The organism is Jeotgalicoccus sp. S0W5 (assembly GCF_011634875.1).
Taxonomy (GTDB): domain Bacteria; phylum Bacillota; class Bacilli; order Staphylococcales; family Salinicoccaceae; genus Jeotgalicoccus; species Jeotgalicoccus marinus.
The window spans coordinates 740989-763559 of the sequence record NZ_SIRQ01000003.1 but is presented as its reverse complement, the minus strand read 5'-3'; the positions used below and the strand labels follow the sequence as shown (position 1 = coordinate 763559).

At 36.9% G+C, this 22571-nt stretch carries 46 protein-coding genes; 43 read left to right on the top strand and 3 right to left on the bottom strand.

Annotation, left to right across the window (positions count from 1 at the left end):
• Positions 1–139: 139 nt before the first annotated feature.
• The 3 genes from EYB29_RS06335 to EYB29_RS06325 form a co-directional block, all read right to left on the bottom strand.
• Entirely contained in the window at positions 140–829 is a 690-nt protein-coding gene (locus tag EYB29_RS06335) for a DUF4352 domain-containing protein (RefSeq protein WP_240921836.1), read from the bottom strand.
• An 84-nt stretch (positions 830–913) separates the two neighbouring features.
• Positions 914–1447 carry a hypothetical protein gene (locus tag EYB29_RS06330; RefSeq protein WP_166626890.1) on the bottom strand — a complete coding sequence of 178 codons (534 nt, stop codon included), beginning with the start codon at positions 1445–1447 and terminating at the stop codon, positions 914–916.
• Positions 1448–1455: 8 nt separating this feature from the next.
• Positions 1456–1800, bottom strand: coding sequence for a helix-turn-helix domain-containing protein (locus EYB29_RS06325; RefSeq protein WP_166626889.1), 345 nt, complete (start codon positions 1798–1800; stop codon positions 1456–1458).
• A gap of 161 nt (positions 1801–1961) precedes the next feature.
• Here EYB29_RS06325 and EYB29_RS06320 point away from each other — a divergent pair, with 161 nt between their 5' ends.
• From EYB29_RS06320 to EYB29_RS11710, 43 genes are all read left to right on the top strand, one after another.
• Positions 1962–2177, top strand: coding sequence for a helix-turn-helix transcriptional regulator (locus EYB29_RS06320; RefSeq protein ID WP_166626888.1), 216 nt, complete (start codon positions 1962–1964; stop codon positions 2175–2177).
• 10 nt (positions 2178–2187) lie between these two features.
• Positions 2188–2487, top strand: coding sequence for a hypothetical protein (locus tag EYB29_RS06315; protein ID WP_166626887.1), 300 nt, complete (start codon positions 2188–2190; stop codon positions 2485–2487).
• Positions 2488–2727: 240 nt separating this feature from the next.
• Positions 2728–3489 carry a phage regulatory protein/antirepressor Ant gene (locus EYB29_RS06310; RefSeq protein ID WP_166626886.1) on the top strand — a complete coding sequence of 254 codons (762 nt, stop codon included), beginning with the start codon at positions 2728–2730 and terminating at the stop codon, positions 3487–3489.
• Positions 3490–3744 carry a hypothetical protein gene (locus EYB29_RS06305; protein ID WP_166626885.1) on the top strand — a complete coding sequence of 85 codons (255 nt, stop codon included), beginning with the start codon at positions 3490–3492 and terminating at the stop codon, positions 3742–3744.
• A gap of 120 nt (positions 3745–3864) precedes the next feature.
• Complete coding sequence (locus tag EYB29_RS06300) at positions 3865–4368, top strand: helix-turn-helix domain-containing protein (protein WP_166626884.1); 504 nt, start codon at positions 3865–3867, stop codon at positions 4366–4368.
• Between the two features lie 2 nt (positions 4369–4370).
• Positions 4371–4643: a hypothetical protein gene (locus EYB29_RS06295; protein WP_166626883.1), complete on the top strand. Its 273-nt coding sequence runs from the start codon at positions 4371–4373 to the stop codon at positions 4641–4643.
• Positions 4644–4647: 4 nt separating this feature from the next.
• Positions 4648–4785, top strand: coding sequence for a hypothetical protein (locus EYB29_RS06290; protein ID WP_166626882.1), 138 nt, complete (start codon positions 4648–4650; stop codon positions 4783–4785).
• Positions 4782–5027 (top strand): hypothetical protein, encoded by a 246-nt coding sequence (locus EYB29_RS06285; protein ID WP_166626881.1) that lies wholly within the window; start codon positions 4782–4784, stop codon positions 5025–5027. Before EYB29_RS06290 ends, EYB29_RS06285 begins: the two co-directional genes overlap by 4 nt.
• Entirely contained in the window at positions 5014–5160 is a 147-nt protein-coding gene (locus tag EYB29_RS06280; protein ID WP_166626880.1) for a hypothetical protein, read from the top strand. Before EYB29_RS06285 ends, EYB29_RS06280 begins: the two co-directional genes overlap by 14 nt.
• The gene (locus tag EYB29_RS06275; RefSeq protein WP_166626879.1) at positions 5145–6092 is read left to right on the top strand and encodes a YqaJ viral recombinase family nuclease; all 948 of its coding nucleotides are present in this window, start codon (positions 5145–5147) and stop codon (positions 6090–6092) included. Before EYB29_RS06280 ends, EYB29_RS06275 begins: the two co-directional genes overlap by 16 nt.
• Entirely contained in the window at positions 6092–6619 is a 528-nt protein-coding gene (locus EYB29_RS06270; RefSeq protein ID WP_166626878.1) for an HNH endonuclease, read from the top strand. The genes EYB29_RS06275 and EYB29_RS06270 overlap by 1 nt, the downstream gene beginning before the upstream one ends.
• Entirely contained in the window at positions 6619–7449 is an 831-nt protein-coding gene (gene recT / locus EYB29_RS06265; protein WP_166626877.1) for a recombination protein RecT, read from the top strand. The genes EYB29_RS06270 and recT overlap by 1 nt, the downstream gene beginning before the upstream one ends.
• A complete protein-coding gene (locus EYB29_RS06260; protein ID WP_166626917.1) occupies positions 7436–7894 on the top strand; it encodes a single-stranded DNA-binding protein in 459 nt (152 codons plus the stop codon). The genes recT and EYB29_RS06260 overlap by 14 nt, the downstream gene beginning before the upstream one ends.
• Before the next feature lie 15 nt (positions 7895–7909).
• Entirely contained in the window at positions 7910–8680 is a 771-nt protein-coding gene (locus EYB29_RS06255) for a DnaD domain protein (RefSeq protein ID WP_166626876.1), read from the top strand.
• A 13-nt stretch (positions 8681–8693) separates the two neighbouring features.
• Entirely contained in the window at positions 8694–9458 is a 765-nt protein-coding gene (locus EYB29_RS06250) for an ATP-binding protein (RefSeq protein WP_166626875.1), read from the top strand.
• Positions 9459–9462: 4 nt separating this feature from the next.
• A complete protein-coding gene (locus EYB29_RS06245) occupies positions 9463–9714 on the top strand; it encodes a hypothetical protein (protein ID WP_166626874.1) in 252 nt (83 codons plus the stop codon).
• Complete coding sequence (locus EYB29_RS06240) at positions 9668–10132, top strand: hypothetical protein (RefSeq protein ID WP_166626873.1); 465 nt, start codon at positions 9668–9670, stop codon at positions 10130–10132. The genes EYB29_RS06245 and EYB29_RS06240 overlap by 47 nt, the downstream gene beginning before the upstream one ends.
• Positions 10133–10147: 15 nt before the next feature.
• Complete coding sequence (locus tag EYB29_RS06235; protein ID WP_166626872.1) at positions 10148–10654, top strand: hypothetical protein; 507 nt, start codon at positions 10148–10150, stop codon at positions 10652–10654.
• Positions 10654–10866, top strand: coding sequence for a hypothetical protein (locus tag EYB29_RS06230; RefSeq protein ID WP_166626871.1), 213 nt, complete (start codon positions 10654–10656; stop codon positions 10864–10866). The genes EYB29_RS06235 and EYB29_RS06230 overlap by 1 nt, the downstream gene beginning before the upstream one ends.
• Complete coding sequence (locus tag EYB29_RS06225; RefSeq protein WP_166626870.1) at positions 10863–11114, top strand: hypothetical protein; 252 nt, start codon at positions 10863–10865, stop codon at positions 11112–11114. Before EYB29_RS06230 ends, EYB29_RS06225 begins: the two co-directional genes overlap by 4 nt.
• A complete protein-coding gene (locus EYB29_RS06220; protein WP_166626869.1) occupies positions 11111–11443 on the top strand; it encodes a hypothetical protein in 333 nt (110 codons plus the stop codon). The genes EYB29_RS06225 and EYB29_RS06220 overlap by 4 nt, the downstream gene beginning before the upstream one ends.
• Positions 11444–11453: 10 nt before the next feature.
• Complete coding sequence (locus tag EYB29_RS06215) at positions 11454–11708, top strand: hypothetical protein (RefSeq protein WP_166626868.1); 255 nt, start codon at positions 11454–11456, stop codon at positions 11706–11708.
• Complete coding sequence (locus EYB29_RS06210) at positions 11705–11992, top strand: hypothetical protein (protein ID WP_166626867.1); 288 nt, start codon at positions 11705–11707, stop codon at positions 11990–11992. The genes EYB29_RS06215 and EYB29_RS06210 overlap by 4 nt, the downstream gene beginning before the upstream one ends.
• On the top strand, positions 11993–12277 hold the full coding sequence (locus tag EYB29_RS06205) for a hypothetical protein (protein WP_166626866.1): 285 nt from the start codon (positions 11993–11995) through the stop codon (positions 12275–12277).
• Positions 12278–12439 carry a hypothetical protein gene (locus EYB29_RS06200; protein ID WP_166626865.1) on the top strand — a complete coding sequence of 54 codons (162 nt, stop codon included), beginning with the start codon at positions 12278–12280 and terminating at the stop codon, positions 12437–12439.
• 14 nt (positions 12440–12453) lie between these two features.
• Positions 12454–12834 carry a hypothetical protein gene (locus EYB29_RS06195; RefSeq protein WP_166626864.1) on the top strand — a complete coding sequence of 127 codons (381 nt, stop codon included), beginning with the start codon at positions 12454–12456 and terminating at the stop codon, positions 12832–12834.
• Complete coding sequence (locus tag EYB29_RS06190; protein WP_166626863.1) at positions 12831–13106, top strand: hypothetical protein; 276 nt, start codon at positions 12831–12833, stop codon at positions 13104–13106. Before EYB29_RS06195 ends, EYB29_RS06190 begins: the two co-directional genes overlap by 4 nt.
• 111 nt (positions 13107–13217) lie before the next feature.
• On the top strand, positions 13218–13655 hold the full coding sequence (gene dut, locus EYB29_RS06185; protein WP_166626862.1) for a dUTP diphosphatase: 438 nt from the start codon (positions 13218–13220) through the stop codon (positions 13653–13655).
• Positions 13655–13852, top strand: coding sequence for a hypothetical protein (locus tag EYB29_RS06180; protein ID WP_166626861.1), 198 nt, complete (start codon positions 13655–13657; stop codon positions 13850–13852). Before dut ends, EYB29_RS06180 begins: the two co-directional genes overlap by 1 nt.
• Before the next feature lie 78 nt (positions 13853–13930).
• On the top strand, positions 13931–14353 hold the full coding sequence (locus tag EYB29_RS06175; protein ID WP_166626860.1) for a RusA family crossover junction endodeoxyribonuclease: 423 nt from the start codon (positions 13931–13933) through the stop codon (positions 14351–14353).
• 7 nt (positions 14354–14360) lie between these two features.
• Positions 14361–14780, top strand: coding sequence for a sigma factor-like helix-turn-helix DNA-binding protein (locus tag EYB29_RS06170; RefSeq protein WP_166626859.1), 420 nt, complete (start codon positions 14361–14363; stop codon positions 14778–14780).
• A gap of 272 nt (positions 14781–15052) precedes the next feature.
• Complete coding sequence (locus tag EYB29_RS06165; RefSeq protein WP_166626858.1) at positions 15053–15472, top strand: helix-turn-helix domain-containing protein; 420 nt, start codon at positions 15053–15055, stop codon at positions 15470–15472.
• On the top strand, positions 15456–16721 hold the full coding sequence (locus EYB29_RS06160) for a PBSX family phage terminase large subunit (protein ID WP_166626916.1): 1266 nt from the start codon (positions 15456–15458) through the stop codon (positions 16719–16721). The genes EYB29_RS06165 and EYB29_RS06160 overlap by 17 nt, the downstream gene beginning before the upstream one ends.
• An 11-nt stretch (positions 16722–16732) precedes the next feature.
• Complete coding sequence (locus tag EYB29_RS06155) at positions 16733–18118, top strand: phage portal protein (RefSeq protein ID WP_166626857.1); 1386 nt, start codon at positions 16733–16735, stop codon at positions 18116–18118.
• A complete protein-coding gene (locus EYB29_RS06150; RefSeq protein WP_166626856.1) occupies positions 18105–19295 on the top strand; it encodes a hypothetical protein in 1191 nt (396 codons plus the stop codon). Before EYB29_RS06155 ends, EYB29_RS06150 begins: the two co-directional genes overlap by 14 nt.
• A 1-nt stretch (position 19296) precedes the next feature.
• Positions 19297–19461 (top strand): hypothetical protein, encoded by a 165-nt coding sequence (locus EYB29_RS06145; RefSeq protein ID WP_166626855.1) that lies wholly within the window; start codon positions 19297–19299, stop codon positions 19459–19461.
• 2 nt (positions 19462–19463) lie between these two features.
• Positions 19464–19628: a hypothetical protein gene (locus EYB29_RS06140; RefSeq protein WP_166626854.1), complete on the top strand. Its 165-nt coding sequence runs from the start codon at positions 19464–19466 to the stop codon at positions 19626–19628.
• 223 nt (positions 19629–19851) lie between these two features.
• Entirely contained in the window at positions 19852–20427 is a 576-nt protein-coding gene (locus EYB29_RS06135; RefSeq protein ID WP_240921835.1) for a phage scaffolding protein, read from the top strand.
• Between the two features lie 15 nt (positions 20428–20442).
• Entirely contained in the window at positions 20443–21393 is a 951-nt protein-coding gene (locus tag EYB29_RS06130; protein ID WP_166626853.1) for a phage capsid protein, read from the top strand.
• The gene (locus tag EYB29_RS11640; protein WP_166626914.1) at positions 21393–21524 is read left to right on the top strand and encodes a HeH/LEM domain-containing protein; all 132 of its coding nucleotides are present in this window, start codon (positions 21393–21395) and stop codon (positions 21522–21524) included. Before EYB29_RS06130 ends, EYB29_RS11640 begins: the two co-directional genes overlap by 1 nt.
• A gap of 9 nt (positions 21525–21533) precedes the next feature.
• Positions 21534–21836: a phage head-tail connector protein gene (locus EYB29_RS06120; protein WP_166626852.1), complete on the top strand. Its 303-nt coding sequence runs from the start codon at positions 21534–21536 to the stop codon at positions 21834–21836.
• Complete coding sequence (locus EYB29_RS06115; RefSeq protein WP_166626851.1) at positions 21836–22168, top strand: phage head closure protein; 333 nt, start codon at positions 21836–21838, stop codon at positions 22166–22168. The genes EYB29_RS06120 and EYB29_RS06115 overlap by 1 nt, the downstream gene beginning before the upstream one ends.
• A complete protein-coding gene (locus EYB29_RS11710; RefSeq protein ID WP_166626850.1) occupies positions 22161–22571 on the top strand; it encodes an HK97 gp10 family phage protein in 411 nt (136 codons plus the stop codon). Before EYB29_RS06115 ends, EYB29_RS11710 begins: the two co-directional genes overlap by 8 nt.

The window sequence follows — 22571 nt, the reverse complement described above, 5'->3', positions numbered from 1 at the left end:
ATCAACTGACTCAGGGCTAATCAATTTTGTTACCGCTACGGTTTTTTATCCGTGGCTTCTTTGTGTTTCCACAAAGCTCAGCATATGTGTTCATCCTATAACTGACCACTGTATAACCAATGGTCAGTTGGTTGAAAAATTATTGTAAATTGATAATCCCTGTTTGAGTTCCAAATATACCTGACTGTACTTGTAGTTGTTTAGTCTGACTGTCTACAACTTCTTGTGTTACATCATAGACAATTAGTGCATCACGTGAAGATCCTGGATTCAATTCTTCTGCAAGCAATCCAAGATTATCAGGACTGATTGCTTGGTTAGCATAAGTAGAAGCAACGCTGTCAGGTTCATATACTGTTTCACCATCTACAATTTTGAAATACTCACTCATCATCGTGATAGCTTCATTTTGATTGTTCGTGACAGTTACGTCTAAAACAAGATAAGTGTCATTTGCATTAGATGTCATTACATCACCAACTGAATCTTGTTGTGTGACACCGTGAACTGTAAAGTCTAGGTCGTCAACTGTTAAAGTATCTCCAATTCCCACTGTTTCAACAGCTTCATTTTCTTCGACAACTTCTTCATCTTCAGATGCAGATTCTTCTTGTTCACCGCTTTCAGTTTCTACCTGTTCTTCTGACTTACTAGATGTATTTTCATCAGTTTCTTCTGTAGCTTCTTCTGGAGTCGTATTAGTAGCGTTATCCCCACCACCTAATATCGCACCACAAGCGCCTAATAGAATGAGTACACCGAAAATGATCAATACCCACTTCAAACACCCGCCACGTTTTTTCTGTGACTTCATTTCTTGCTCTGACATAACACAATCCTCCTATAATTCTAATATATGTAAAATTTCTTTATAAATAATAGGGCAATGCCCTGATTATCTCATTTTATAGACTTATAATGTTTTTATATTTTGAATGTGTTTCTTTATTAACTTTGCCTTTTTGACCGTTGTTTTAAATGATAAATGTCTGTTCCCAACAAACAGTTTTAGTATATTAACATCTATTTCAACTGAAGAAAGTTTGTGTATTGGCATAATTTCTAAAGTCATTCTTTTTCCTAAAGAAATAAAGTGAACATTTAAACTATCGATTATCATTAGACCATTTGTAATAGGTGTCCAGCTACTGAGCATTCTTATTTCTTTTTTGCCTTGTTCGATGTGATCTATAAACATTACAGGATTTTCTGAATTAGAATGTTTGTTTATATAGTGTTGGAACTCAGCGGTGTTGAAATATTTCTTATTAGACGATTTGTGAATCAATAGGTCTTCGTAGATATAAAAATTCTTTGATGCTCGTTTAATAAAATATTGAGTTTCAACAAAGTTGTCTAAAGATTCTAAGTCGCTTGTAGGTTCAGCATTTTCATTGTTTTGGGAATGGGAAGTAGTGCTTCCAGTAATGAACTTTTTCCAATCCACGTAAACACCTACTTATTTTTATTCTTCTGTTTATATGATAGAAACTCTATCTTTTCATTAATCTCTTTAATTAATTCCTGCTTAACTTCTTCAGGCAAAGCATCAAATGCTTCTTTATCCTCAAACATGAAGGCATCAAAATCATCTGATGATTCTTTAGGAGTTCTACCATTTAATTCATCTAATGTTATATCGAAGTAATCAGCTATTTTAATCTGCATTTCATTATCAGGTGTTCTTCTATTCTGCTCATAAGATGAGTATGTCCCTTTTACGATTCCTAATATATCAGCCATATCCTGTTGAGTCTTTTTCTTACTTTTTCTAAGCTCGACTAACTTATCGCCAATCATAGGTTCCACACCCTTTCTAAATAGAAGTATATCAAATTGTATTACGTTTTGTAGTAGTTAGTATAAAAATATTACGAAATGTTGTATTTTACGCTTTACAAGTACAACGAAGTGTTATATATTATAAATACAACGTAACGTTGTACTAAGGAGGTGACTAAATGGAGAAGCTTAAAGAGTTACGTGAAGAAAAAGGATACACCCAAGATAGTCTAGCGAGAGAAGTAGGTCTATCTAAAGGTACAATATCAAGCTATGAGCAAGGTTTAAGAGGTATTACGGTACCTAGTGCAAAGAAACTAGGACAAGTTTTAGGTGTCGAATGGCATATTTTTTTTGAAAATGAGGTAAGCGAAACGTACGACAAAGTTAATTAGGAGGGATAACATGAAAAAGTTATTAGTAATAGCAACTCTCTCAATCGCAGTTGCAGCTGTTATCAAGAGAGTTACTGAGAAGAAGAAAACGGCTCAAATCAAACTGAATTTAGGAAACGGAGATTATAAAACATTTACAAAAGGTTTCGTAGATCCAAACCAACAAGATGATATCCATAATTTCGCTAAAGCAATAAGAAGCAATATAAGTAACTTTAAAACATTAGCGAATGACTCTCTAAAGAAGTCTGAACAATTAGATGAATCTTTAAATGAATTGAGTGATTTTGTAAAGAAAATGACTAAATAGAATATTCCTTACCACAGTTGGAACATTTTAAAAGGTTAGATTCTACATTAATTGTTCCTTTTTCACCACAGTTAGAACATTTTAATTTCTCACTTTCTTTCATCATCGAAGCTTTGTACTTATCTATTAGATCGTTCGAGAAATTGTTGAGGCTTCTACTCAAATCATTCATTTTACGCTTTTTGACCATCATTATCACCACCTTCATAAGGTGAGTATAGCAAAGAAAGGAAGTAACAAATGAACTCTATTATACAAATCGAAAATAAAGAAGATTTCGGTCTTGTCGTAAGTAGCAGAGTCGTAGCGGAAGAACTTTCAAAAAGACATGACCATGTAAAAAGGGATTTAGAGAAAATTTTAATATCCCCAGATGTGGGGGCATTGATTTTCGAATCAGAATACAAAGATTCGAGAGGTCGTACCCAAAAAGAATATCTTTTAACCAAAGACGGCTTCACTTTATACATGTTCAATATTCAAGGTCATAACGATTTCAAAATGAACTACATCAATAAATTTAATCAAATGGAAGATGAGTTGAAGAACAATGCACCGAAACTTCCTACAACGTACAAAGAAGCATTATTAGAACTCGTTGCTAAAGAAGAAGAAAACGAACAACTGAGATTAGAAACAGAAATTAGTAAACAACGCATTAATGAATTGAAACCTAAGGCAAGTTATTACGACAAGATATTACAAAACAAAAGTTTAGTAACTATCGGGCAAATTGCAAAAGATTACGGAATGTCAGCTCAATCATTAAACAAACTTCTACATGATTTAAAGATTCAATATAAACAATCTGGACAGTGGTTACTTTACTCAAAATATCACAGTAAAGGATTAACTCACTCAGATACTACTGAAATTGAACATAAAGACGGTAGCACATCTGTAAGAATGCACACGAAGTGGACTCAGAAAGGCAGACTTTTCTTGTATGACCTTCTTAAACAAAACGAAGTATTACCAATGATAGAAAGAGAGGCATCTTAAGTGGATAACCAACAAATTAAAACCCTAAAAGAAATTAAGGACAGTATTCCACGAATCATATGCGATAGAAAAGATATCTATGAAATTTCAAATGAACCAATCGGAAGTGAATCAACGAAATTAACAAGAGAAGAGTGGTTAGAAGCCCACCTTCAATATGTGATGGATTCTATCGAAGTTATGTTTTATGGAGAATTAAAGCAATTTAGCTCAAAGGAGAAAGAGCAACGCTTAAAAGAGGATGGTAAGGACTAGCGACCAACTAGCCTTACCAATGAGTTATCAGTTATGCGACTAACTTAATTAACTCTAAATAGAGTATAACGACTAATCAAATCAACAATCAATCATAAATAAATGACTGGAGGACAATTCATGGCGAATGTAATTGCAAGTTATAGACAAAGAAACAACTTAACTCAACAGGATGTAGCGAATGAGCTACACGTTGATAAATCATATATCAGTCGAGTAGAGAGCGGACAAAAACCACTCACACAGATGATGTGCAGTGCAGCTCTAAATAACACTACAGATGCTCAGATGCTTAATGATGTGGCGTATGAGATGACTGAAGGTTATGCACAACCGACCGCATCAGACAGAGTATACGACGGTCACAGACTGGCGTTCATGTACCGCATTGAGCGTGAAATAGAGGAGTTTATGAGTGTACTCAAGGCAAATCGTTTAGACAAACATCCTGAACATACAACTGATCAAGAACTTGAAGGACTCAAGCTCATGATAGCTGAATTACAAGATGTGCTGTTTGAAGGTACAAGCTTTGTAAACTGCCTAATCAATGATTACGGACTCACACCACAACAACTCAATGCGAATCGAGATGCACGTCTGAAGATGCAAAGGAGGATATAAACATGGCGATAACAGTAGTAGAAGTTGATGAGCTCAAACCGATGATTGCAGAGATTGTACAGTCCATCGTTAGCCAAAAACAAGATGAACGATTATTCATCACGCCAAAAGAATTTGCGGAAGAAATTGGGCTCACAATGCAGTACTTCAAAGACCACTTGCTATATGAAGAAAAATTCCAAAAAGCAGTGATTCAGAAGGACAGAAAAATCTATATCAAACGAGAACTCGGTAGGCAGTTAGCAGTCGATATTCTCGACAAATACAGGAGGTAAGCATATGAAAAAAGACTTCATGTACGCAATCATTTTAGCGATCGTATTCACGTCCGCACTATTGATTAAAAGTCATTTTGTAGATCCAGTCGTTAACGAAGTTTACGCAGATATTTACGGAATAGAGGAGGTTGGACATTGATGTTTGCAACTAATCAATTCTTAGCAGAAGAAAATGGAAACTTAAACGTTGAGTTGGAAAATTCACAAGACGAAATCAGTAGTCTTAGTGATGAACTACATGAAGTTGAACGTGATTTCGAAGATGTACAAGGCAAAGTGAAGTACGCACAGAAGAAGCTATTAATACTACATTCACAAGGTGATGTATCAAATCGAGCTTACCTGGTATTGAAGAAGGTGTTAGAGGATGCGGAATACTAAAGTAACTATCGAAGAATTAGCGGAAATTGTACCTGATTGCATGAAAAAACGACCGGTTGGCAGACCAGTCGTTAAGAAAAAATACTATAACAATATTTTAACACAGGAAGTGAAATCATGGCAGAACTCTTAAATGTAAAAGATTTAACGCATGAAGAATGGCTTAGAGAACGTAATACGGGGCTTGGTGGTAGTGATGCAGGTACTGTGCTTGGTGTGAACAAATGGAAGTCAAAAGCTCAGTTGTTCCTTGAAAAAACCAATCCTGAATTAAGGAAAGATATCGATAACGATTATATCCACTTTGGGAACATTCTTGAAGATGTTGTCGCAAAAGAATTTGAAAGAAGAACTGGTAAAAAAGTCAGACGTGATAACCGTATGTTAAGGCATCCTAAGCACGACTTTATGTTAGCAAACCTAGACAGAGTAGTCGTTGGTGAAAAGGCATTACTTGAATGCAAAACTACTTCTCAATACAACAAAGAACTGTGGGAAGGCGATGATGTGCCTGCACAGTACTTATGCCAGGTACAACATTATCTAGCTGTCACAGGCTATGAGAAAGCCTATATAGCAGTGTTGATTGGTGGTAATAACTTCGTTTGGAAAGAGATTGAACGAGATGAAGAGCTGATCAACATCATTATTGAAGCTGAATATGACTTTTGGCACAACAACGTATTAGCGAATGTAATACCTGAAATAGACGGTAGTGGTGCAATGACGAGTTTTATTAATCATATGTATTCAGAAATAGATGATGAACAAGTTGAGTTGTCAGAAGATGCGGACACACTAATTCGTGCGATTGAATCATGCAAGTCATCAATTAAAGAAACGAAAGAACTTCAATCTAAATACGAAAACCAACTCAAAGACACCTTGAAACACAGTACTAAAGGTGCATCTCAAAATTACATTGTAACTTGGAAACCTCAGACTAGACGAACACTCGATAAGAAGGCACTTGAAGAAGAATACGGCAAAGACACTTTAGACAAATATACAAAAGAAACTGAATCAAGAATTTTAAGAATCAAACAAATCAAGGAGGAACAATAATGTTTAAGCCGATTAAGGACTATGAACATTTATACCAAATAAATGAAAATGGAGATGTTTATAGTAATACGAGCAAGAGGCTTATCAAACCCTATATAAATCAAAGTGGTTACTTAATGATTGCTTTATCTAAGAATTCAAAAGCTAAACATCTTTTAGTTTCTAGATTAGTAGCTTCTCATTTTATAGAAAACCCTGATGATAAAGAACAAGTAAATCACAAGGATTGCAACAAGTTGAATAACCACATTTCAAATCTTGAGTGGGTTACTCATTTAGAGAACATTCGTCATGCTGTCGAAAAAGGCAAATATGTTTTATCTGACGAGCGAAGAGCGTTAGCTGGTAATTGGTTCAGAAAGAAAGTTGCTCAAGTTGACAGTGAAGGAAGAGTGATTAAGGTTTTTGACTCTGAAATAGAAGCATGCAATCACTTTGGTGTTCACAAAGGAACAATTTCTAGATATATCAGTGGTGTAAGAAAGAACAAAGAACTTAAATTCAAATATTTGGAGGAGATTAAATAATGAGTACAAATGAAAGTCTAAAACAACAAATAGCAACTCAAAAACAAAACGAAGTAGCGAACAACAATAAACCAAAAACGATAGGTGATTACATCGACCAAATGGCACCTGCAATGGCACAAGCATTACCGCAACACATGAGTATTGAGCGTATGACAAGAATGGCGACAACGGTTATTAGAACAACACCACAGCTAAAAGAAGCTGATGTATCGAGCCTACTTGGTGCAGTGATGCAATCAGCACAACTTGGACTTGAGCCTGGACCAATGGGCCACTGCTACTTCTTACCATTTAGAAACAACAAAAAAGGTACAACTGATGTGACGTTCATCATTGGTTACAGAGGAATGATTGACTTAGCAAGACGATCAGGACATATTCAATCAATTTATGCTCATGCAGTTTATGAAAACGACGAATTTGACTACCAATTAGGCTTACACAGTGATTTGAAGCATGTACCAGCTGAATCCGATAGAGGACAATTCAAAGGTGCTTATGCAGTCGCTCACTTCAAAGATGGTGGTTATCAATTCGAGTATATGCCGAAGTCAGAGATTGAGAAACGCCGAGCGAGAAGTAAAGCAGGCAACAGCAAATACAGCCCTTGGGCAACTGATTATGAAGAAATGGCTAAGAAAACAGTCATTCGTTACATGTGGAAATACCTACCTGTATCTGTAGAGATGCAACAAGCAGTATCACACGACGAAGGTGTAGGTAAGAACATCAAGGATATTACACCAGATGATGACAGCTATGTAGATATGCCTGAAATCGTAGCAGATTACCCTCAAGAAGAAGGTGCGACAGATGAATCAAATTAATTTAATTGGAAATTTAACAGCTGATCCCGAATTAAAATACTCACAAAATCAAAATGCTTACGTCAACTTTAATGTTGGCGTACAGCGACCTTTTAAAGATAAGCAATCAGGGGAGTATCAATCAGACTTCCCAAGATGTAAAGCATTTGGAAAGACAGCGGAAATAATCTCAGAACATTTCAGTAAGGGTTCAAAGATTGGAATTACAGGTTCTGTACAGACGGGACAATACCAGGATAAAGACGGAAAAACAGTGTTTACAACTGATGTGATGGTAAATCAAGTGACATTCGTTGAACGTAAGCAACAAAGTACAAATAACTATCAACAATCTAACAACGTACAAGCAAACCAGACTACAGGTAGCAAACCATCTTATGAAGATAATCCGTTCCAGAATAATCAAGGACCAGTAAATGTACAGGATGATGATTTGCCATTTTAAGAAAGGATGAATTCAATGGCTCAACGCAGAATGTTTAGTAAAAGAATCACTGAAACCGATACATTTTTAGATATGCCGATGTCTACTCAGTGCTTATATTTCCACTTAAATATGAGTGCTGATGATGATGGATTTATCGGAAATGTTAAGACAATAAAACGAATGGTTGGTGCAAGTGATGATGATTTAAAAATACTTTTGAGCAAAGAATTTTTGATTCCATTTGAAAGTGGAGTAGTCGTTATAAAGGATTGGAAAATCCATAATTACATTCAAAAAGATAGATATAACGAAACGATATATAAAGAGGAGAAATTAAGTTTAATAGAGAATAAAAACCGACAGTATCAACGTTTAGACGGCATGGATACAAAATGTATACAAAATGTATCCAGTTCGGATACACAGGTAAGGTTAGGTAAGGATAGGTTAGGTAAGGATAGGTCAGAGGAAGAAGAGCAAAAACCATCTGCGGCTGCTACTCTCTTAGAAAATTACTTTGGATCAATTACTCAATTCATGATGGAAGATGTTGAATACTACAAAAACTACTTCGATGACTTTAAAAAAATACTTGAACTAACTATCGACATATCTAGACAACGTGGTGTAAAGAACTGGAAATACAACAAGAGCATCTTAAATGACTGGAAAGGCCATAACTTAAAAACTGTTGAAGATATCAAACATCATGAGAATAGAAGTAAAGTCAATAAGTATAAAAATCAAGTCACACACGAACTACCACCAGAGCAAGAAGAACAGTATAAAAAATTAGGTTTCTAGGAGGTTAGATTAAATGGAATTAGCGCAGTACATGCAGTACGCCAAAATGAAGGACTCAAAAGTTGAGTTTACTGGTGAAAATTGCGAGACCTGTAAACGACCGTTAAAGAAACTTACGAAGTATTTTCAAGATGGTACAGAAGAAACCACAATCACTGGTTGTATATGTAAAGCGACTGAAAAAGTAAATGCAATACAGAATGACTTGAACACTAAGAAGTTTATCAATGCATCTGTGATTGATATTGAGTATCAAAATGCACAGTTTGAGGATTTAAACGTTGATACAGACCAACAAGCGAAAGCGATTGAAGTTGCTAAAGACTATATTAATAACTTTGACGATAAGCTAAAAAATGGTCGTGGACTAGTAATACAAGGCTCATTCGGAACTGGCAAGACCTATCTGTCAGCAATTATCAGAAACGCATTGATAAAAGAGAACTACAAAGTACTTTTCATCAAGTTTGCGGATTACTTCGACATGATGGTGACCACATCAAAAGATACAGACGGTAAAACGGATGGCATTTATTACATGGCTAAAGATGCTGATCTATTAATACTCGATGAAGTCAACGCTGAACAGAACAACTGGGAAGCAAAAGAGCTGTACAAGATTACTGATGCTCGTATGAATAAGAGTACGATTTACACGACCAATTATTCAAGCAAGGACTTTAAGAAGTCTATGAAGATGAATCAAATCTTTACACGGATGATGAACCGTAAAGACACCATCATCTTGAACGGTAAAGACTACCGAATCGGAGGATAAAGTTATGCGACTAACTGAATTAGACTTACCTGTCAGTCCAGAGATGGCACTGGCAGGAAAATTGGAACGACGTGAGACCATCACAAAAGACGATATAAGCGCTTTGGAGTTGTTTGGGGAAGGTTGGATAGATTTCTTATTGAGTAAGCCACAATCGACTGTAAGGGCTAAATTAGCGGATGTATTGGTGTATTTATGGAGGGATAGCGATGACGGGCTTACGAGATTTGAGCAAGAAACAACGATCAATTGCTAAATCTAACGGTATTAAAGATAAAACGTTATCTAATCGGTTGCACTCTGGTTGGGAAGTAGAACGAGCAATTACCCAGGCACCGCTAGTTTATACAGGTGGCATGAATTATAAAGGGAATCACATCACAAAAACACAACGTGAACAAGCGAATGCAATTGGTATTAGTGATGGATTGATTCAGTGGAGACTAGAAATTGGTTGGACTGTAGAACAAGCAGTTAGTACACCTGTAAGGAAATACAAGAAAAAGAAGAAGAGTAAGAACATAAGTAATCAAGAAGTATTTGAAGTGATAGGACGTATTAAATACTACAACTCAATAAACGCACAAACGCCAATGGTGTATCCGAAGAAAATGGTGCAACAGCTGAATGAAATGGGTTACCAGGTTGAAGATGTCAAAGCGTTAGCGTTTTAAAGAAAGGTGAACGGCATGAGTAGAGCAATAAGGAAAACGAGAATATTTGAAATTTATGATAACGGACGTTTGTTGATGGAAGGCTCAACAAGTGAGATTGCACAACAAATTGGGCGTAGTCAAGGTTATGTCACTAAATTAATCAGAAAGCCTACAGAACGCTATACAATGCGTGAAGTCGGTACTAAAGAGCAAGTATTCGCTTTTTACATCGGTGAGCGATTTATCGCAACTGGCACATTAGATGAAATCGCAGAAGCCAGTGGCGAGACTCTACAGACTTTAAAGTTTATACGCTCAAATGTTGCCGAAGAACGCAACTTGCATAAAAAATTAATCGTTTTGGAAGGTGAGACAGTGATTCAACGTAAAGGGATAAAAGAAAAACACGCACCAAAAACCGTCAAGGAACGTAGAGAACAGATTCAAGTATACAAAACTAGACCTGTTGCACCAGTAGTATGGAAACCGTCTGAGTACAGTAAGCATTTATTCGATCAGTGCTTCAAGGGGTGGGGCTGATGGCTAAAGTATTGAATTTGTACATGCGTGGTACAGAGCCTGTCGGTACTGCTACTTTTGATAAGGCTAAAAACGCCTACAAGGTAGTCTACAACGAATCAATTTACTACGACAATGAATTTATACCTTTAGAAGATTTTGAAGAATACAAGAACAATAGGGGGCTCAATTCATTAGCTGGTGAACAAGTAACTTTGGAGGACTTGCTATGAAGCAACTAACGATATATGCAAGCAGTGAAGGCACTAAGAACTTTGTGGAAATCGGTAACTACGATGGTTTGAGTTACGTAGGAGAGAATCCTTACAATTACAACTTTATTAGAATCCATGAGAGTGATGATAAAAATAATTTTCTACATCACATTCCGAAAAGGTTTTATGGAGATTTATTAAGTAAGTTCGAAAAACTTTATATAGACCGATTTGGAAATCAACTTAGTTTAGACGATCTGCTATGAAAAAGACATTTGACATTTGCTTAATGAATGATGACTGCACATACGTGACACAAACAATTAACGGTGCGAAGAACATAATCGTCACAGAACGTATTGAACTAACACTTAACGAGCTAGAGAACATCATAAATCAAGCTGAGAAAATCGCTAAAGGTAAGTATGGTTTTGATGTGTATTACAGACGAGCGGACAAGTTGCACAAATTGCATACAAGAGATAATTCGCTTGCTTACTGTAACGACACCGTAAAGGCAAACGAAAACGCATTAAGCCATGCGAGAAAGATATACAATCCTGCAAGTAAAGCAGAACAAATTACAATGTTTTAGGAGGTACTACATGCAACAACTCGAATTATTCACCGAAAAACAATTCGGCTTCAAGTACCGTAAGCGACTGTACAACGCTAATCAGAATTACATGTACACCGCAATACCGATTGAAGAAGGTTACAAGCTCGTGCCTGTGTCAGTCTTGTTGAAAAAGAATACAGAAATACTTTATCTCAGTAAATCTGAGTATAAACAATTCATCTCTGATCGTGAGCTTACAGAAGTGATACCGAAAGAAGTGGCGGAAAGGGTGAGCGTATGAACCTAATCATCAGAACAGTCATTGCCGTAATCCTCTTAGGACTCATTTTAAACACTGTACAGAGCCATACAGACGATGCGAGGTACGAAGTTCTATTAGATGACTATGAAGCCTTACAGGAAGCATATGACAAGTTATACGAAGGCTATAACGATTTGCAACAAGACTACTCACGTAAAACAGAACAGATTGAGTATTTAGAGTACAGAATAATGAGTGATGATGAGATTAGCGAAGAATTGAAACAAGAGATTAAAGAGAATGTGCCTGAGGAGGACGAGTAAATGGATAACAAAAGAAAAATTGAACATATATCTGAATCAATCAAAGCTATTGTAGGGTCGAGTAATGCGATAGGAGAAACAAATTTTGATAATCAATCTAATGAAAATTTAGGTGTGAAAGAAGAAATTACTTGGTTACTTATAAACGATTTATTAGATTCAGTAAAAAATATTGATAGCCACCTGTATTCAGTTAATAACAATGGCAAGAAAGCGGTAAATGCTTTAAAGAATATGAGAGATGTGATAAATGAAATTTTGGAAGATTATGAGGAGGACAACTAAATGTTAAAGACGATTAAGAGGTTTGTACATTCATTTATAGTTTGGTACTTATTCAAATGCGGTGGAGCTTTTCACCACGGTAAGTATGACAGTGGTGAAGGTAAATACGTTGTAATAATGACTGAGAAAGACTATCACAATTACACACACAGAAAATTTTAAGGGAGGACAACTAAATGTTAAAGACGATTAAGACGACTAAACAAATTGATTTTTTCGAATTAGTTAAAGGAGTCCAAGCAGGAATTTATAAACATGGGGACTATCGAGTCATTGAAAGAGAAGAAGGTTCTGTTTGGATAGATTTAGGTGGATTTATATTAGAAGAGGTAGACAATAAAATTTTGTACACGGATTTATTTGAGGTCGAAGTCGAAGAACCGATTACGGAAGATACGGTGTTTGAAGTTTTAGTAGAATTGAACATCAATGGCTGGGTTTTTACTTACGACGAACATGCATACACTATAGCTGAAATCAAAGACGAAGAAACTAACTGTATACACGCTCTAATCAACGGACGTCTAGAACTCGTGTGGGAGTGTGATGAAGAATGAGTTATGAATTTAAAGAAGAGATACTTTTAGATATTGGGACAGAACCTAACTGTAATTATGAAAGTGAATCTAATAGATACTACGATAAAATCGATGAAATCGACCACGTATACGCACAAGCTGCCAAAGCTGACGAGTACGAAGCGAAGGCGAAGGCGTTTGATGAAATTTTAAAAGTGTTTGAATCATCGCCAACTAAAGATTATGCACACCTATGGCTTTCTGAGGATGTAGTAGAAATCATATGTAAGTACAAAGGTCAGCTACCATGACTCAAATCGGACTCGAACTCATTTTTATATTCAGTCTGTTTGTCGGCTCGGCAGTAACGTTGGTAGGTATGTTAGGTTACGCAATATTTAAATGGTGGAGGAATGGATAACATGAATAAATTACAAATCAAACAACTCAGTGAATCGGCTACATTGCCGACTAGAAGTCACAAACACGACGCTGGCTTAGACCTATACGATAGCGAGGACACTCTAGTCACTTACACACATGCGAGTGTTATACCAACTGGTATCGCAGTCAACATTCCACCAGGTTATGAAGGACAGATTAGACCACGATCTGGTAAGTCGTCTAAAACGAATCTAAGAGTGATTCTTGGCACTGTGGATAGTGGGTATAACGGGGAAATTGGTGTTATAGCAGACACATTGAACAAGTCGAATTATCTAGTTAAGAAAGGTGAAAAGATTGCACAGTTAGTTGTCTCACCAATCGCTTTACCAATTCTAGAAATAGTAGACCAATTCGACACTCAGAGTGCTAGAGGATCTAACGGCTTTGGTAGTACAGATAAGGAGGTTAAGTAATGGAATTATATATAGTTAAAGTCAAAGACTTATTTTTATCAAATGAGTGGGAAAGTATTGGTGCTTATCATCTAACTTCGCAACCACAAGAAAAAGGCATTAAGTTTTATGAGGATGAAGCAACCGCTAATTTTATAGCAGATAAGATGAACGGAACAGTCATTTCTCTATCCGAAAATAACGAGGTGCATCGGTAGTGCCTGGTTCGACGGAACAGACCAGTGGAGGTAAGAGTATTTTAGATAAGGTAAAAGAGATATTAGGACGTGATAATGATGATTGACTTCTACGTAATGGGTACACCAGTTGCCATGCCACGACCAAGGGTAGTAAGGACACCGAGTGGTAAGACGAGGACATACAACACAAGTAAAAGTACAACGTATAAGCAGATGATTAAGATACATGCGAAGAATGCCATGAATAAGGCTCACAAGCACATCACAGAGCGCCCGTTGAAGGTAAGTATTACATTTGTATTCGCACCACCGAAAAGCTACACCAAGAAGAAATTAAAGGCGATAGAAGAAGGGGCTTTGTATTACACAAAGAAGCCCGATCTCGATAATCTTGCTAAAACCATACTAGATGCATGTAACAATGTTGTATACAGGGATGATTCACAGGTAGTGACACTATCGCTGAACAAAGAGTACGGACACGCTGACCACGTGAAAATTAATATACAAGAGGTGTAGATGATTTATGAGTTATGCGACTAAAAGATATTCAATTGAAAAGATTATGGATTTAATAAATGATTATCCATATTACATCTCTAGAATTAATGAATTAAGGAAGAATTACCAAGGTGTAGTGAGTGGTGGTAATATTGCTCAATATGGAATAGAAGCAACACTACCTAAACCGCAAGGGAACAATAGTGATCCAATACAGAATGAAGTACAAAGATTGCTCAGAATGGATAAAGAGTTATCAAGGTTAGAGCATAAGGTTTTATATGTTCAAAATAGAATGGACAGAATACTGGATGAGAAGATGAATAGTGTGTTCCATTTGAGATTATGTGGAAAAACCTATAAGGAAATAGCGAATGAGCTAAATTTATCATCTCAAAGAGTGCATCAGATTATGAAAGAAATATGCTACTTACTGCAAGACTAGAAAAACTTGATAAACTTGAATTATTAGAAAAAATCGACTAAATAATGAATTTTAATCTAAAATTGAAGGCGGGTCGGAGTGGTAAAACACCACTGAGTAGACCAAACAGACTCACGCCATGAGTCCTCCCTCATATAGAACGCAAGACATCACATTACGTGGTGTCTTTTTTGTTTGTTATTTGAATACTGTCAAACATACTTTCACATTTATTAGATAGAGGTTGTGTTGGCAGTATTGAAGTAATAAATAAATACAAGGAGGTGATGAGATTGGCTAGGAAAAGTTATTACGAAAGATTAGAGATTGATGACAAGTTAGATCTAGTAGAAGGATGGAAAAGAGATGGACTAACTGATGAGCAGGTCGCTAAGAATTTAGGTGTTTCTTGGAACACGGTGAAGAAGTGGAAAAAAGAAGAAAAAGCTTTTATGACTGCCATAAAAACGGGTAAGGAACAAGCTGACTATCAATTAGAGAACGCTTTGCATAAGAGAGCAACTGGTTACTACTACGAAGAAGAAACAGTAACTAACCAAGGCGAGATTGTAACTGTGAGGAAGTATGAGCACGCCAATCCGACATCCCTCATCTTTGCATTGAAGAATAGATTACCTCACAAGTACAGAGATAGAGTCGAGCAATCGATTGAACATACAGGAGAGGTGAGTTTTGTTGACGACATCAATTAAGATATCAGAACTTATTCCTAAAGCGTTCCATACGTTCTGGAAAGCATCACTAGATCCAAACATACTCAACGTTGTATGCAAAGGTGGACGTGGTAGTGGTAAGTCGTCAGACATTGCTCATGTAATTGTACAGATGCTTATGCGATATCCAGTTAATGCAGTAGGCATACGTAAGATTGACAACACGATTGAGTTATCTATCTTTGAACAGATTAAGTGGGCTATATCAGAACAGAAGGTAAGTCATCTGTTTAAAGTGAATAAATCACCGATGAGAATTACGTATTTACCTCGTGGCAACTACATGGTATTCAGAGGCGCTAAAGAGCCTGAGCGTATTAAGTCATTGAAATCAGCAGAGTTCCCTTTCGCTATAGCGTGGATAGAAGAACTTGCGGAGTTTTTAACAGAAGATGAAGTGACGACCATTACTAACTCACTGCTACGTGGTGAATTGGATAATGGTCTTTTTTATAAATTCTTTTACTCGTATAACCCCCCGAAAAGGAAATCTAGCTGGGTGAATAAAAAGTATGAATCAGCGTTTATCGCATCAAACAGCTTTGTACATCACTCAACTTACTTAGACAATCCTTTTATATCAAAACAATTCATCGAAGAAGCAGAAGCGACAAAAGAGCGTAATGAACGTAAATACAGACATGAGTATTTAGGCGAAGCGATTGGCTCAGGTGTTGTACCATTCGATAACTTAGAATTTAGAACGATTACAGATGATGAGTTAGCAACATTTGATAATTATCGTTATGGAAATGACTTTGGATATGCAACTGATCCGAACGCTTTTGTCGTCTGGCACTATGACAAAAAGAAACGAATGATATATGCAATTGATGAAATATATAAAGTGAAGATGAGCAATAGGGAGTTAGCTCAAGAGATTATTAAAAAAGGTTATCAAGATGAGTACATCTTAGCTGATAGTGCAGAGCCTAAGAGTATTGATGAATTGCGTAAGCAACATGGTATTCGTCGTATTAAAGGTGCTAAAAAAGGCAAGGACAGCGTAGAGTTTGGTGAGCGTTGGTTAGACGACTTAGATGCAATTGTCATTGACCCGAAACGTACACCGAACATCGCAAGAGAATTTGAAAACATTGACTATGAAACAGACAAAGATGGCAATGTGAAACCAAGATTGCAAGATAAAGATAATCATACGATAGATGCAACTCGCTATAGTTTAAGTCTTGATATGAAAGCACCAACAATGAGTATTCTTAAATAAGGAGGGATGGCATGGATCCATTTACTACACCACACGATGAAGTATTACTTGCAGGTGTTAAGCCTGAACATGAAACCCAAGAAGAAATGATTATACGATTACTTAAACAACATCAACATAATGTAAGGATATATGAGACTGGTCAGAAATATTACGACAACAAAAATGATATTAAAGATAGAGATGTACCAAAGAATGCTGAAGGTGTACCTGATTACGATAAGCCAGACTGGCGAATTACACACCCAATACATGCGAACCTAGTAGACCAAAAGGTTGGTCATGCTCTCACCAATCCAGTGAGTTTCAAGCATAAAGACGAAAGTGTTACAAAGAAAATAAATGAGCTACTCGGCTATGAATTTGATGATGATTTGAACGACATATTCATTGCATCGTCTAACAAAGGCATTGAGTGGTTACATCCATTCGTAAATGAAGATGGCGAGTTTAAGTTCATGCAGATACCTGCAGAACAAATCGTACCAATCTATGCAGATAGAAAAGAACGAGAGTTAGAAGCAGTTATACGTAGTTACACATACGAACGTGAAAGACGAGTGGAGTACTGGACTAAAGAAGATGTCACTTACTACATCTATCTAGACAATCGACTTCATTTAGGTTGGTATCACGGAATGGATGAGAGTAACCCTACAACACACCTAGACGACGTTAGTTGGGGAAGGGTACCATTTATACCATTTAAGAACAATTCTCAAGCAGTGGGCGATATATGGCGTTACAAAGCGTTGATTGATGCAATGGATAATCAGACAAGTAACGTACAGAACACGTTTGATGAAGCGACTGAATTAATCTATGTATTAAAAGGTTATGAAGGTGAAAATCTATCCACGTTTATGCGGAACTTAAAACACTATAAAGCCATTAATGTTGATGGTGACGGTGGAGTAGACACGATTCAGATTGAAGTACCTGTTAAATCGTCAAATGAGTGGCTAGAGCAGTTAAGAAAGTATATCTACGATTATGGTCGTGGGATTGATTTCCAACGCCAGAGCCTAGGAAATAGCCCGTCTGGTATAGCGCTAAGATTCTTGTATTCAGACTTAGATTTAAAAGTGAAAGACTTAATACGTAAAGCAATACCATCAATCAAACAGCTGCTATGGTTTGTATTTGAGTTTTCAGATGATAATGGTGAGATTGCCAATGAAGTGGAAATTTCCTTTAGCATTAACCGCATGGTCAATGAATTAGAGCAATCTCAAATCGCTAGTATGTCACAAACGCTTATCAGTCAAGATACAATCATTGAGAATCATCCGTGGGTATCAGACTTGGAAGGCGAAAAGGAACGTATGGAAAGTGAAGATGACCGAATTGATACAGAACTTCCAATAAAGGGAGTTGAGGATGATGAATTGGAATGATTTAGGACGTCAAATTGATGTGCTTATCGGAATGACTGAGAACAGCATCAATCAACAGTTACAATCAAGAATTAATGAGATTATTTCAATGTATGAGTCAATGGTTAGTAGTTATTCTGAAGAAGAAAGCTTAGAAAATCTGAATAAGTACAATCGTTTACAGAAAGCAATTAAACAAGTTGAACAAGACATTACAAAAGATTATTCAACACTATATACTACAATCGCATATGCTCAAGTATTGGCATTTATCCATTCGACATTGGGTAGTGCTTTTTTATTGTCTGGAATGACTGGAATTGTTCCTGTAATTGCATTTCCTATGTTATTAGAGCTTAAAAAATTTCTTAAACGAGACACCGAAGAATTCGACTTACTCAATACTTTATCTTCTCACCGAACAAGCATGTTAAGAGAAGTCAAAGGTACACTAAATTCTGGAGTCATTAACAATGAAAGTCCACGTTCAACTAAATTAAAGTTAAAGCGTATAGCGAATAAGTATACTTCAAGAGTACAAAAAGTTTCTACTCATGAAATCGGACGTGCTGAATCATTAGCGGAAATAGAACTTGGTGATAAATATGAGAAAGCTATTGAACAGTTAAACAAAACGGCTGAGAAAGCGCCAAAAGGCTTTAAATTCGACGATAAAGAACGTGGCAAACGTTTTGTTGATGAAGGTAGCAAGTTAAAACGTATTTGGATATCTCAGCGAGATACTAGGGTACGTCCTACTCACGTTATCTTAGATGGTCAAGTTGCGGATTCAGAAGGTCTGTTTTACTCTAAGTCAACTGCAACCTATGGTAAAGGTCCTCGTATGATGATAGGTATCAATCAGATGCAAGAAAACATGGGGTGTAGATGTTCGGTAGGTTATAGAGTGAATGGAATTGAGTTAGATCATATGGACGATGAATTTTTAAGCGAAGAACATCGAGATGTATATGAACGTACTTCATTTGATGAATATCAAGTTTGGTTGCAATTCAATGAAGATAATATTGCACCTGATTACTACGAACAGTTATCAAAGCGTATGATGTGGTACAAAAATGCATCAATGAACACCGAAGAACGTACTCAACATAATTTAATGACTGATGCAAAACGTTTTAGACAAATGGTACAACGTGGCTTTCATAAAAAGAAAGATGGCAGTTGGGGATATTAATATGGTATGGAATGAGGCAACAGTATTCCTTGTCATCATGACAGTTCTTAGCTTGTTATCTGCGATTAACGTAATTTCCCAAGGCGACTACTTTCAAGGTATGTTGCTTATTTTTATTGTCATTTTGTTAGTCATTCTAATAAGGATTGCGAGTTGGGAGGTCTAATAATGAAAGACAAAATCGAACAGTACCTAAAAGATATTGCAAAGAACACGGCTGAAATAACTAAAGAGTTGAAGAAAATAAACAGAAGTAAGCCTATGATTAATATGAAAATTGGTGAAAAGCAACGAGAAGATATACAGAAATGGAAAGAAGAAAAAGGAATATAAACCTCTGAAGGGAGTGATGCTTTATTAACACAAGCACGAAAACTCATTAGAGGAGGTGGTCTGCCATGATGATAAGAGTGGCAATATCTTGATAGTCATACATTGACTCGTCCTAGATAAGACGTTAAAAGGTCTATTTTTAATGCTCGCACAAGCGTTATTGTGCAAACCTCGTGCAGGAGAGAGACCTGCGATAACAAACAACTGTAAAGGATGATTATAAATGCCAATGCAAAGAGAATTTCTTAGAGGACTTGGACTGGAAGAAGAAACGGTAACGAAAGTAATAAATGAACATCACAATAATATTGCGGAAATGGAAAAGAAGGCGAATGATTACAAAGCTGAACTCGATTCTGCGAATGATGAACTTAAAAACCGTGACGAACAGATTGAAGACCTTAAGAAATCAACAACGAACAACGAAGATTTACAGAAACAGTTAGACGAATACAAAGCCAATAACGAGAAGTACGAACAAGAATTACAGAGTACACGTTTGAACAATGCAATCAAGTTGGCAGTAGCTAAAGATGCGAATGATCCAGACGATGTACTAGCGTTGCTAGATAAATCGGACTTAGAGCTTGACGGTGACACAGTGAAAGGTCTTGACGACAAAATCACTGCTTTACGTGAGTCTAAACCTTATCTATTCGAGCAACCAAAAGGTAAGACAGGCAGAACGCCACAAGATGGCAATCCTCCACAGTCTATGACTAAGGAACAAATTATGGGCATGACAGACCCTATCGCACGTCAAAAAGCGATTAAAGAAAATATGAATCTATTTAATTAAAAAGGAGTTTTAAATATGACAAAGAACAAACAGTATGATTTAAAGTACAAATTAAACATTCAACACTTTGCTGCACAAGACTTTCCTGAGCAAAACTTACAAACGGTAGCAAACCTAGATAACTTCCGTGAGAAGTCAATTGATTATGTATACCGCTTTGAAGAATCACTACGTGACTTCCAAAGAGCAATCGGTATCTCACGATTAATGCCAGTGCAATCAGGTATGAAGATTGAATTACTTGGTAAGCCAACTGTAGAACTGGCAGACGGTAACGTACCTGAAGGTGAAATCATTCCACTTTCTAGAGTGACACCAGCTGTCCTTGAAGAAAAGAAAATCACACTTAAAAAATATCGTAAAGCAACTTCTGGTGAAGCAATTCAAACTTACGGCGCTGACCAAGCAGTCGCTTACACTGATGATGCACTTGTAAAAGAAATTCAAAAAGACATTAGAACAGACTTATTTGACCTTGTACAATCGGGTGAAGCTCAAACTAACCTGAATGAAGCGAATGGGCTACAAGGTGCACTAGCGACTTCATGGGGTGCATTACAGACTGTATTTGAAGATGACACAATCCGTGTTGTTGTATTTGCGCATCCAATGGATGTTGCACAAGCAATTGCAGACAAGCAATTAACACTTGAATCTTCATTTGGTCTGAACTACTACACAGATGTGACAGGTACTATCGTGTTTACTTCTACGCAAGTTGCACAAGGTAGCGTATATGCGACTGCATCTGAAAACTTAGTGCTTGCTTACATCAATTCAAGTACTTCTGATGTGGCTAGACAGTTCGGTCTAACTTCTGATTCAACTGGATTCATTGGAATGAAACACTTCTTGCACGACGAATCATTCACTCAACAGACATTAGCAGTATCAGGTATCTTAATGTTCCCTGAACGTCTTGACGGTGTGGTGAAAGTCCCTTTAGCAGCAGCGACGGGGGAGTAATCGCACAGGCATCAGCGCCTGATTACAGTGAGTATACCGTCGCAGAACTTAAAGGAATGTTAGATGAAAGAGGAATTGAATATTCTTCTAGTGACCTAAAAGCAGACTTAATTTCACTGTTGGAAGGATAGGTGATAAAAATGGATGCAGATAAAGTGAAGATTATTAATAAATGGGCGCTCGATGACACATCTAAGGATGCAAGCATTGAAGCGCTCATTCCACATTATGCAGGCGTTGCATCAGAATACTGTAATCAAGTATTCATAGAGCCTTATCCACTCACTGTGCAGGAGTTTATCGCTAAGATGATTGAGTTCCACAATCCAGGGCTTTCGAGTCGGTCAATGGGTACAGTTAGCTACTCTTTTGATAATGAATACGAAGATAAGCTATACAAGCTACTCAAACCGTATAGAAAGGTATCGTGGGGTGGTAAATAATGTACTTGGATGAATTTCCTCACACAATCATAATCGAGCGTACAGAGCGTATTGTGGACGACACAGTCTATCCACCAAAAGAAGTAGTCAACACATCCACACACTATTTAAAAGCGTTCATGGACACGCCTAGTACATCTCAGCAAGCGAATTACCATAGTTTAGATATACGTCTAGATAGAGTTCTGTACGTGCCTTACGGCTCGGATATTACTCGTCTAGACGTTTTTATTTACGATGGTGAACGCTATGAGTTTGTTGGCGACCTACAAGATCAGGGCGGTCAACATGAAATTATGTCTGCACCTGTGAGGAGGCTTGCCAATGGCTAGAAATAAACTCGCAAGTGCTTTGAAAGCTTTTAGTGACAAAACTATTGCTCAAACCATCAAAGGTGTTGAGACCACTCGTGATATCCACTACAACGAAACTCGTAGAAGAATTGCTGTAGATACAGGCGAGACACGAGAAGGAATCACTAAAACTGCAGTCACACGAAGTGGGAGTACTATCTCAGCTGAGGTATTTGTGCTAGGTATGGTTCCTATTTGGCTTGAGTTTGGTACAGGTATCCATGCTGTATCAGGCGGTGGTGGCTCACGTGCTAAGAAAATTCCGTGGACTTACTACAAAGATGGCAGATTTTATACTACCTACGGTATGGTTGCACAGCCTTTCTGGTTTCCATCACTTGATATCACAGGTCAGTATTTCAAAAACTACTTTAGTAATTAG

Bases quoted from the DNA above. Each gene is read 5' to 3' on its own strand.
- EYB29_RS06280 (WP_166626880.1), top strand. From the start codon at position 5,014: ATGCGGAATACTAAAGTAACTATCGAAGAATTAGCGGAAATTGTACCT.
- EYB29_RS06245 (WP_166626874.1), top strand. From the start codon at position 9,463: ATGCGACTAACTGAATTAGACTTACCTGTCAGTCCAGAGATGGCACTG.
- EYB29_RS06310 (WP_166626886.1), top strand. From the start codon at position 2,728: ATGAACTCTATTATACAAATCGAAAATAAAGAAGATTTCGGTCTTGTC.
- EYB29_RS06290 (WP_166626882.1), top strand. From the start codon at position 4,648: ATGAAAAAAGACTTCATGTACGCAATCATTTTAGCGATCGTATTCACG.
- EYB29_RS06255 (WP_166626876.1), top strand. From the start codon at position 7,910: ATGGCTCAACGCAGAATGTTTAGTAAAAGAATCACTGAAACCGATACA.
- EYB29_RS06145 (WP_166626855.1), top strand. From the start codon at position 19,297: ATGGTATGGAATGAGGCAACAGTATTCCTTGTCATCATGACAGTTCTT.
- EYB29_RS06155 (WP_166626857.1), top strand. From the start codon at position 16,733: ATGGATCCATTTACTACACCACACGATGAAGTATTACTTGCAGGTGTT.
- EYB29_RS06170 (WP_166626859.1), top strand. From the start codon at position 14,361: ATGAGTTATGCGACTAAAAGATATTCAATTGAAAAGATTATGGATTTA.
- EYB29_RS06230 (WP_166626871.1), top strand. From the start codon at position 10,654: ATGGCTAAAGTATTGAATTTGTACATGCGTGGTACAGAGCCTGTCGGT.
- EYB29_RS06270 (WP_166626878.1), top strand. From the start codon at position 6,092: ATGTTTAAGCCGATTAAGGACTATGAACATTTATACCAAATAAATGAA.
- EYB29_RS06180 (WP_166626861.1), top strand. From the start codon at position 13,655: ATGGAATTATATATAGTTAAAGTCAAAGACTTATTTTTATCAAATGAG.
- EYB29_RS06220 (WP_166626869.1), top strand. From the start codon at position 11,111: ATGAAAAAGACATTTGACATTTGCTTAATGAATGATGACTGCACATAC.
- EYB29_RS06240 (WP_166626873.1), top strand. From the start codon at position 9,668: ATGACGGGCTTACGAGATTTGAGCAAGAAACAACGATCAATTGCTAAA.
- EYB29_RS06200 (WP_166626865.1), top strand. From the start codon at position 12,278: ATGTTAAAGACGATTAAGAGGTTTGTACATTCATTTATAGTTTGGTAC.
- EYB29_RS06315 (WP_166626887.1), top strand. From the start codon at position 2,188: ATGAAAAAGTTATTAGTAATAGCAACTCTCTCAATCGCAGTTGCAGCT.
- EYB29_RS11710 (WP_166626850.1), top strand. From the start codon at position 22,161: ATGGCTAGAAATAAACTCGCAAGTGCTTTGAAAGCTTTTAGTGACAAA.
- EYB29_RS06275 (WP_166626879.1), top strand. From the start codon at position 5,145: ATGGCAGAACTCTTAAATGTAAAAGATTTAACGCATGAAGAATGGCTT.
- dut (WP_166626862.1), top strand. From the start codon at position 13,218: ATGAATAAATTACAAATCAAACAACTCAGTGAATCGGCTACATTGCCG.
- EYB29_RS06260 (WP_166626917.1), top strand. From the start codon at position 7,436: ATGAATCAAATTAATTTAATTGGAAATTTAACAGCTGATCCCGAATTA.
- EYB29_RS06205 (WP_166626866.1), top strand. From the start codon at position 11,993: ATGGATAACAAAAGAAAAATTGAACATATATCTGAATCAATCAAAGCT.
- EYB29_RS06320 (WP_166626888.1), top strand. From the start codon at position 1,962: ATGGAGAAGCTTAAAGAGTTACGTGAAGAAAAAGGATACACCCAAGAT.
- EYB29_RS06115 (WP_166626851.1), top strand. From the start codon at position 21,836: ATGTACTTGGATGAATTTCCTCACACAATCATAATCGAGCGTACAGAG.
- recT (WP_166626877.1), top strand. From the start codon at position 6,619: ATGAGTACAAATGAAAGTCTAAAACAACAAATAGCAACTCAAAAACAA.
- EYB29_RS06175 (WP_166626860.1), top strand. From the start codon at position 13,931: ATGATTGACTTCTACGTAATGGGTACACCAGTTGCCATGCCACGACCA.
- EYB29_RS06140 (WP_166626854.1), top strand. From the start codon at position 19,464: ATGAAAGACAAAATCGAACAGTACCTAAAAGATATTGCAAAGAACACG.
- EYB29_RS06130 (WP_166626853.1), top strand. From the start codon at position 20,443: ATGACAAAGAACAAACAGTATGATTTAAAGTACAAATTAAACATTCAA.
- EYB29_RS06225 (WP_166626870.1), top strand. From the start codon at position 10,863: ATGAAGCAACTAACGATATATGCAAGCAGTGAAGGCACTAAGAACTTT.
- EYB29_RS06195 (WP_166626864.1), top strand. From the start codon at position 12,454: ATGTTAAAGACGATTAAGACGACTAAACAAATTGATTTTTTCGAATTA.
- EYB29_RS06135 (WP_240921835.1), top strand. From the start codon at position 19,852: ATGCCAATGCAAAGAGAATTTCTTAGAGGACTTGGACTGGAAGAAGAA.
- EYB29_RS06295 (WP_166626883.1), top strand. From the start codon at position 4,371: ATGGCGATAACAGTAGTAGAAGTTGATGAGCTCAAACCGATGATTGCA.
- EYB29_RS06235 (WP_166626872.1), top strand. From the start codon at position 10,148: ATGAGTAGAGCAATAAGGAAAACGAGAATATTTGAAATTTATGATAAC.
- EYB29_RS06215 (WP_166626868.1), top strand. From the start codon at position 11,454: ATGCAACAACTCGAATTATTCACCGAAAAACAATTCGGCTTCAAGTAC.
- EYB29_RS06325 (WP_166626889.1), bottom strand. From the start codon at position 1,800: ATGATTGGCGATAAGTTAGTCGAGCTTAGAAAAAGTAAGAAAAAGACT.
- EYB29_RS06210 (WP_166626867.1), top strand. From the start codon at position 11,705: ATGAACCTAATCATCAGAACAGTCATTGCCGTAATCCTCTTAGGACTC.
- EYB29_RS06250 (WP_166626875.1), top strand. From the start codon at position 8,694: ATGGAATTAGCGCAGTACATGCAGTACGCCAAAATGAAGGACTCAAAA.
- EYB29_RS06120 (WP_166626852.1), top strand. From the start codon at position 21,534: ATGGATGCAGATAAAGTGAAGATTATTAATAAATGGGCGCTCGATGAC.
- EYB29_RS06150 (WP_166626856.1), top strand. From the start codon at position 18,105: ATGAATTGGAATGATTTAGGACGTCAAATTGATGTGCTTATCGGAATG.
- EYB29_RS06190 (WP_166626863.1), top strand. From the start codon at position 12,831: ATGAGTTATGAATTTAAAGAAGAGATACTTTTAGATATTGGGACAGAA.
- EYB29_RS06300 (WP_166626884.1), top strand. From the start codon at position 3,865: ATGGCGAATGTAATTGCAAGTTATAGACAAAGAAACAACTTAACTCAA.
- EYB29_RS06335 (WP_240921836.1), bottom strand. From the start codon at position 829: ATGTCAGAGCAAGAAATGAAGTCACAGAAAAAACGTGGCGGGTGTTTG.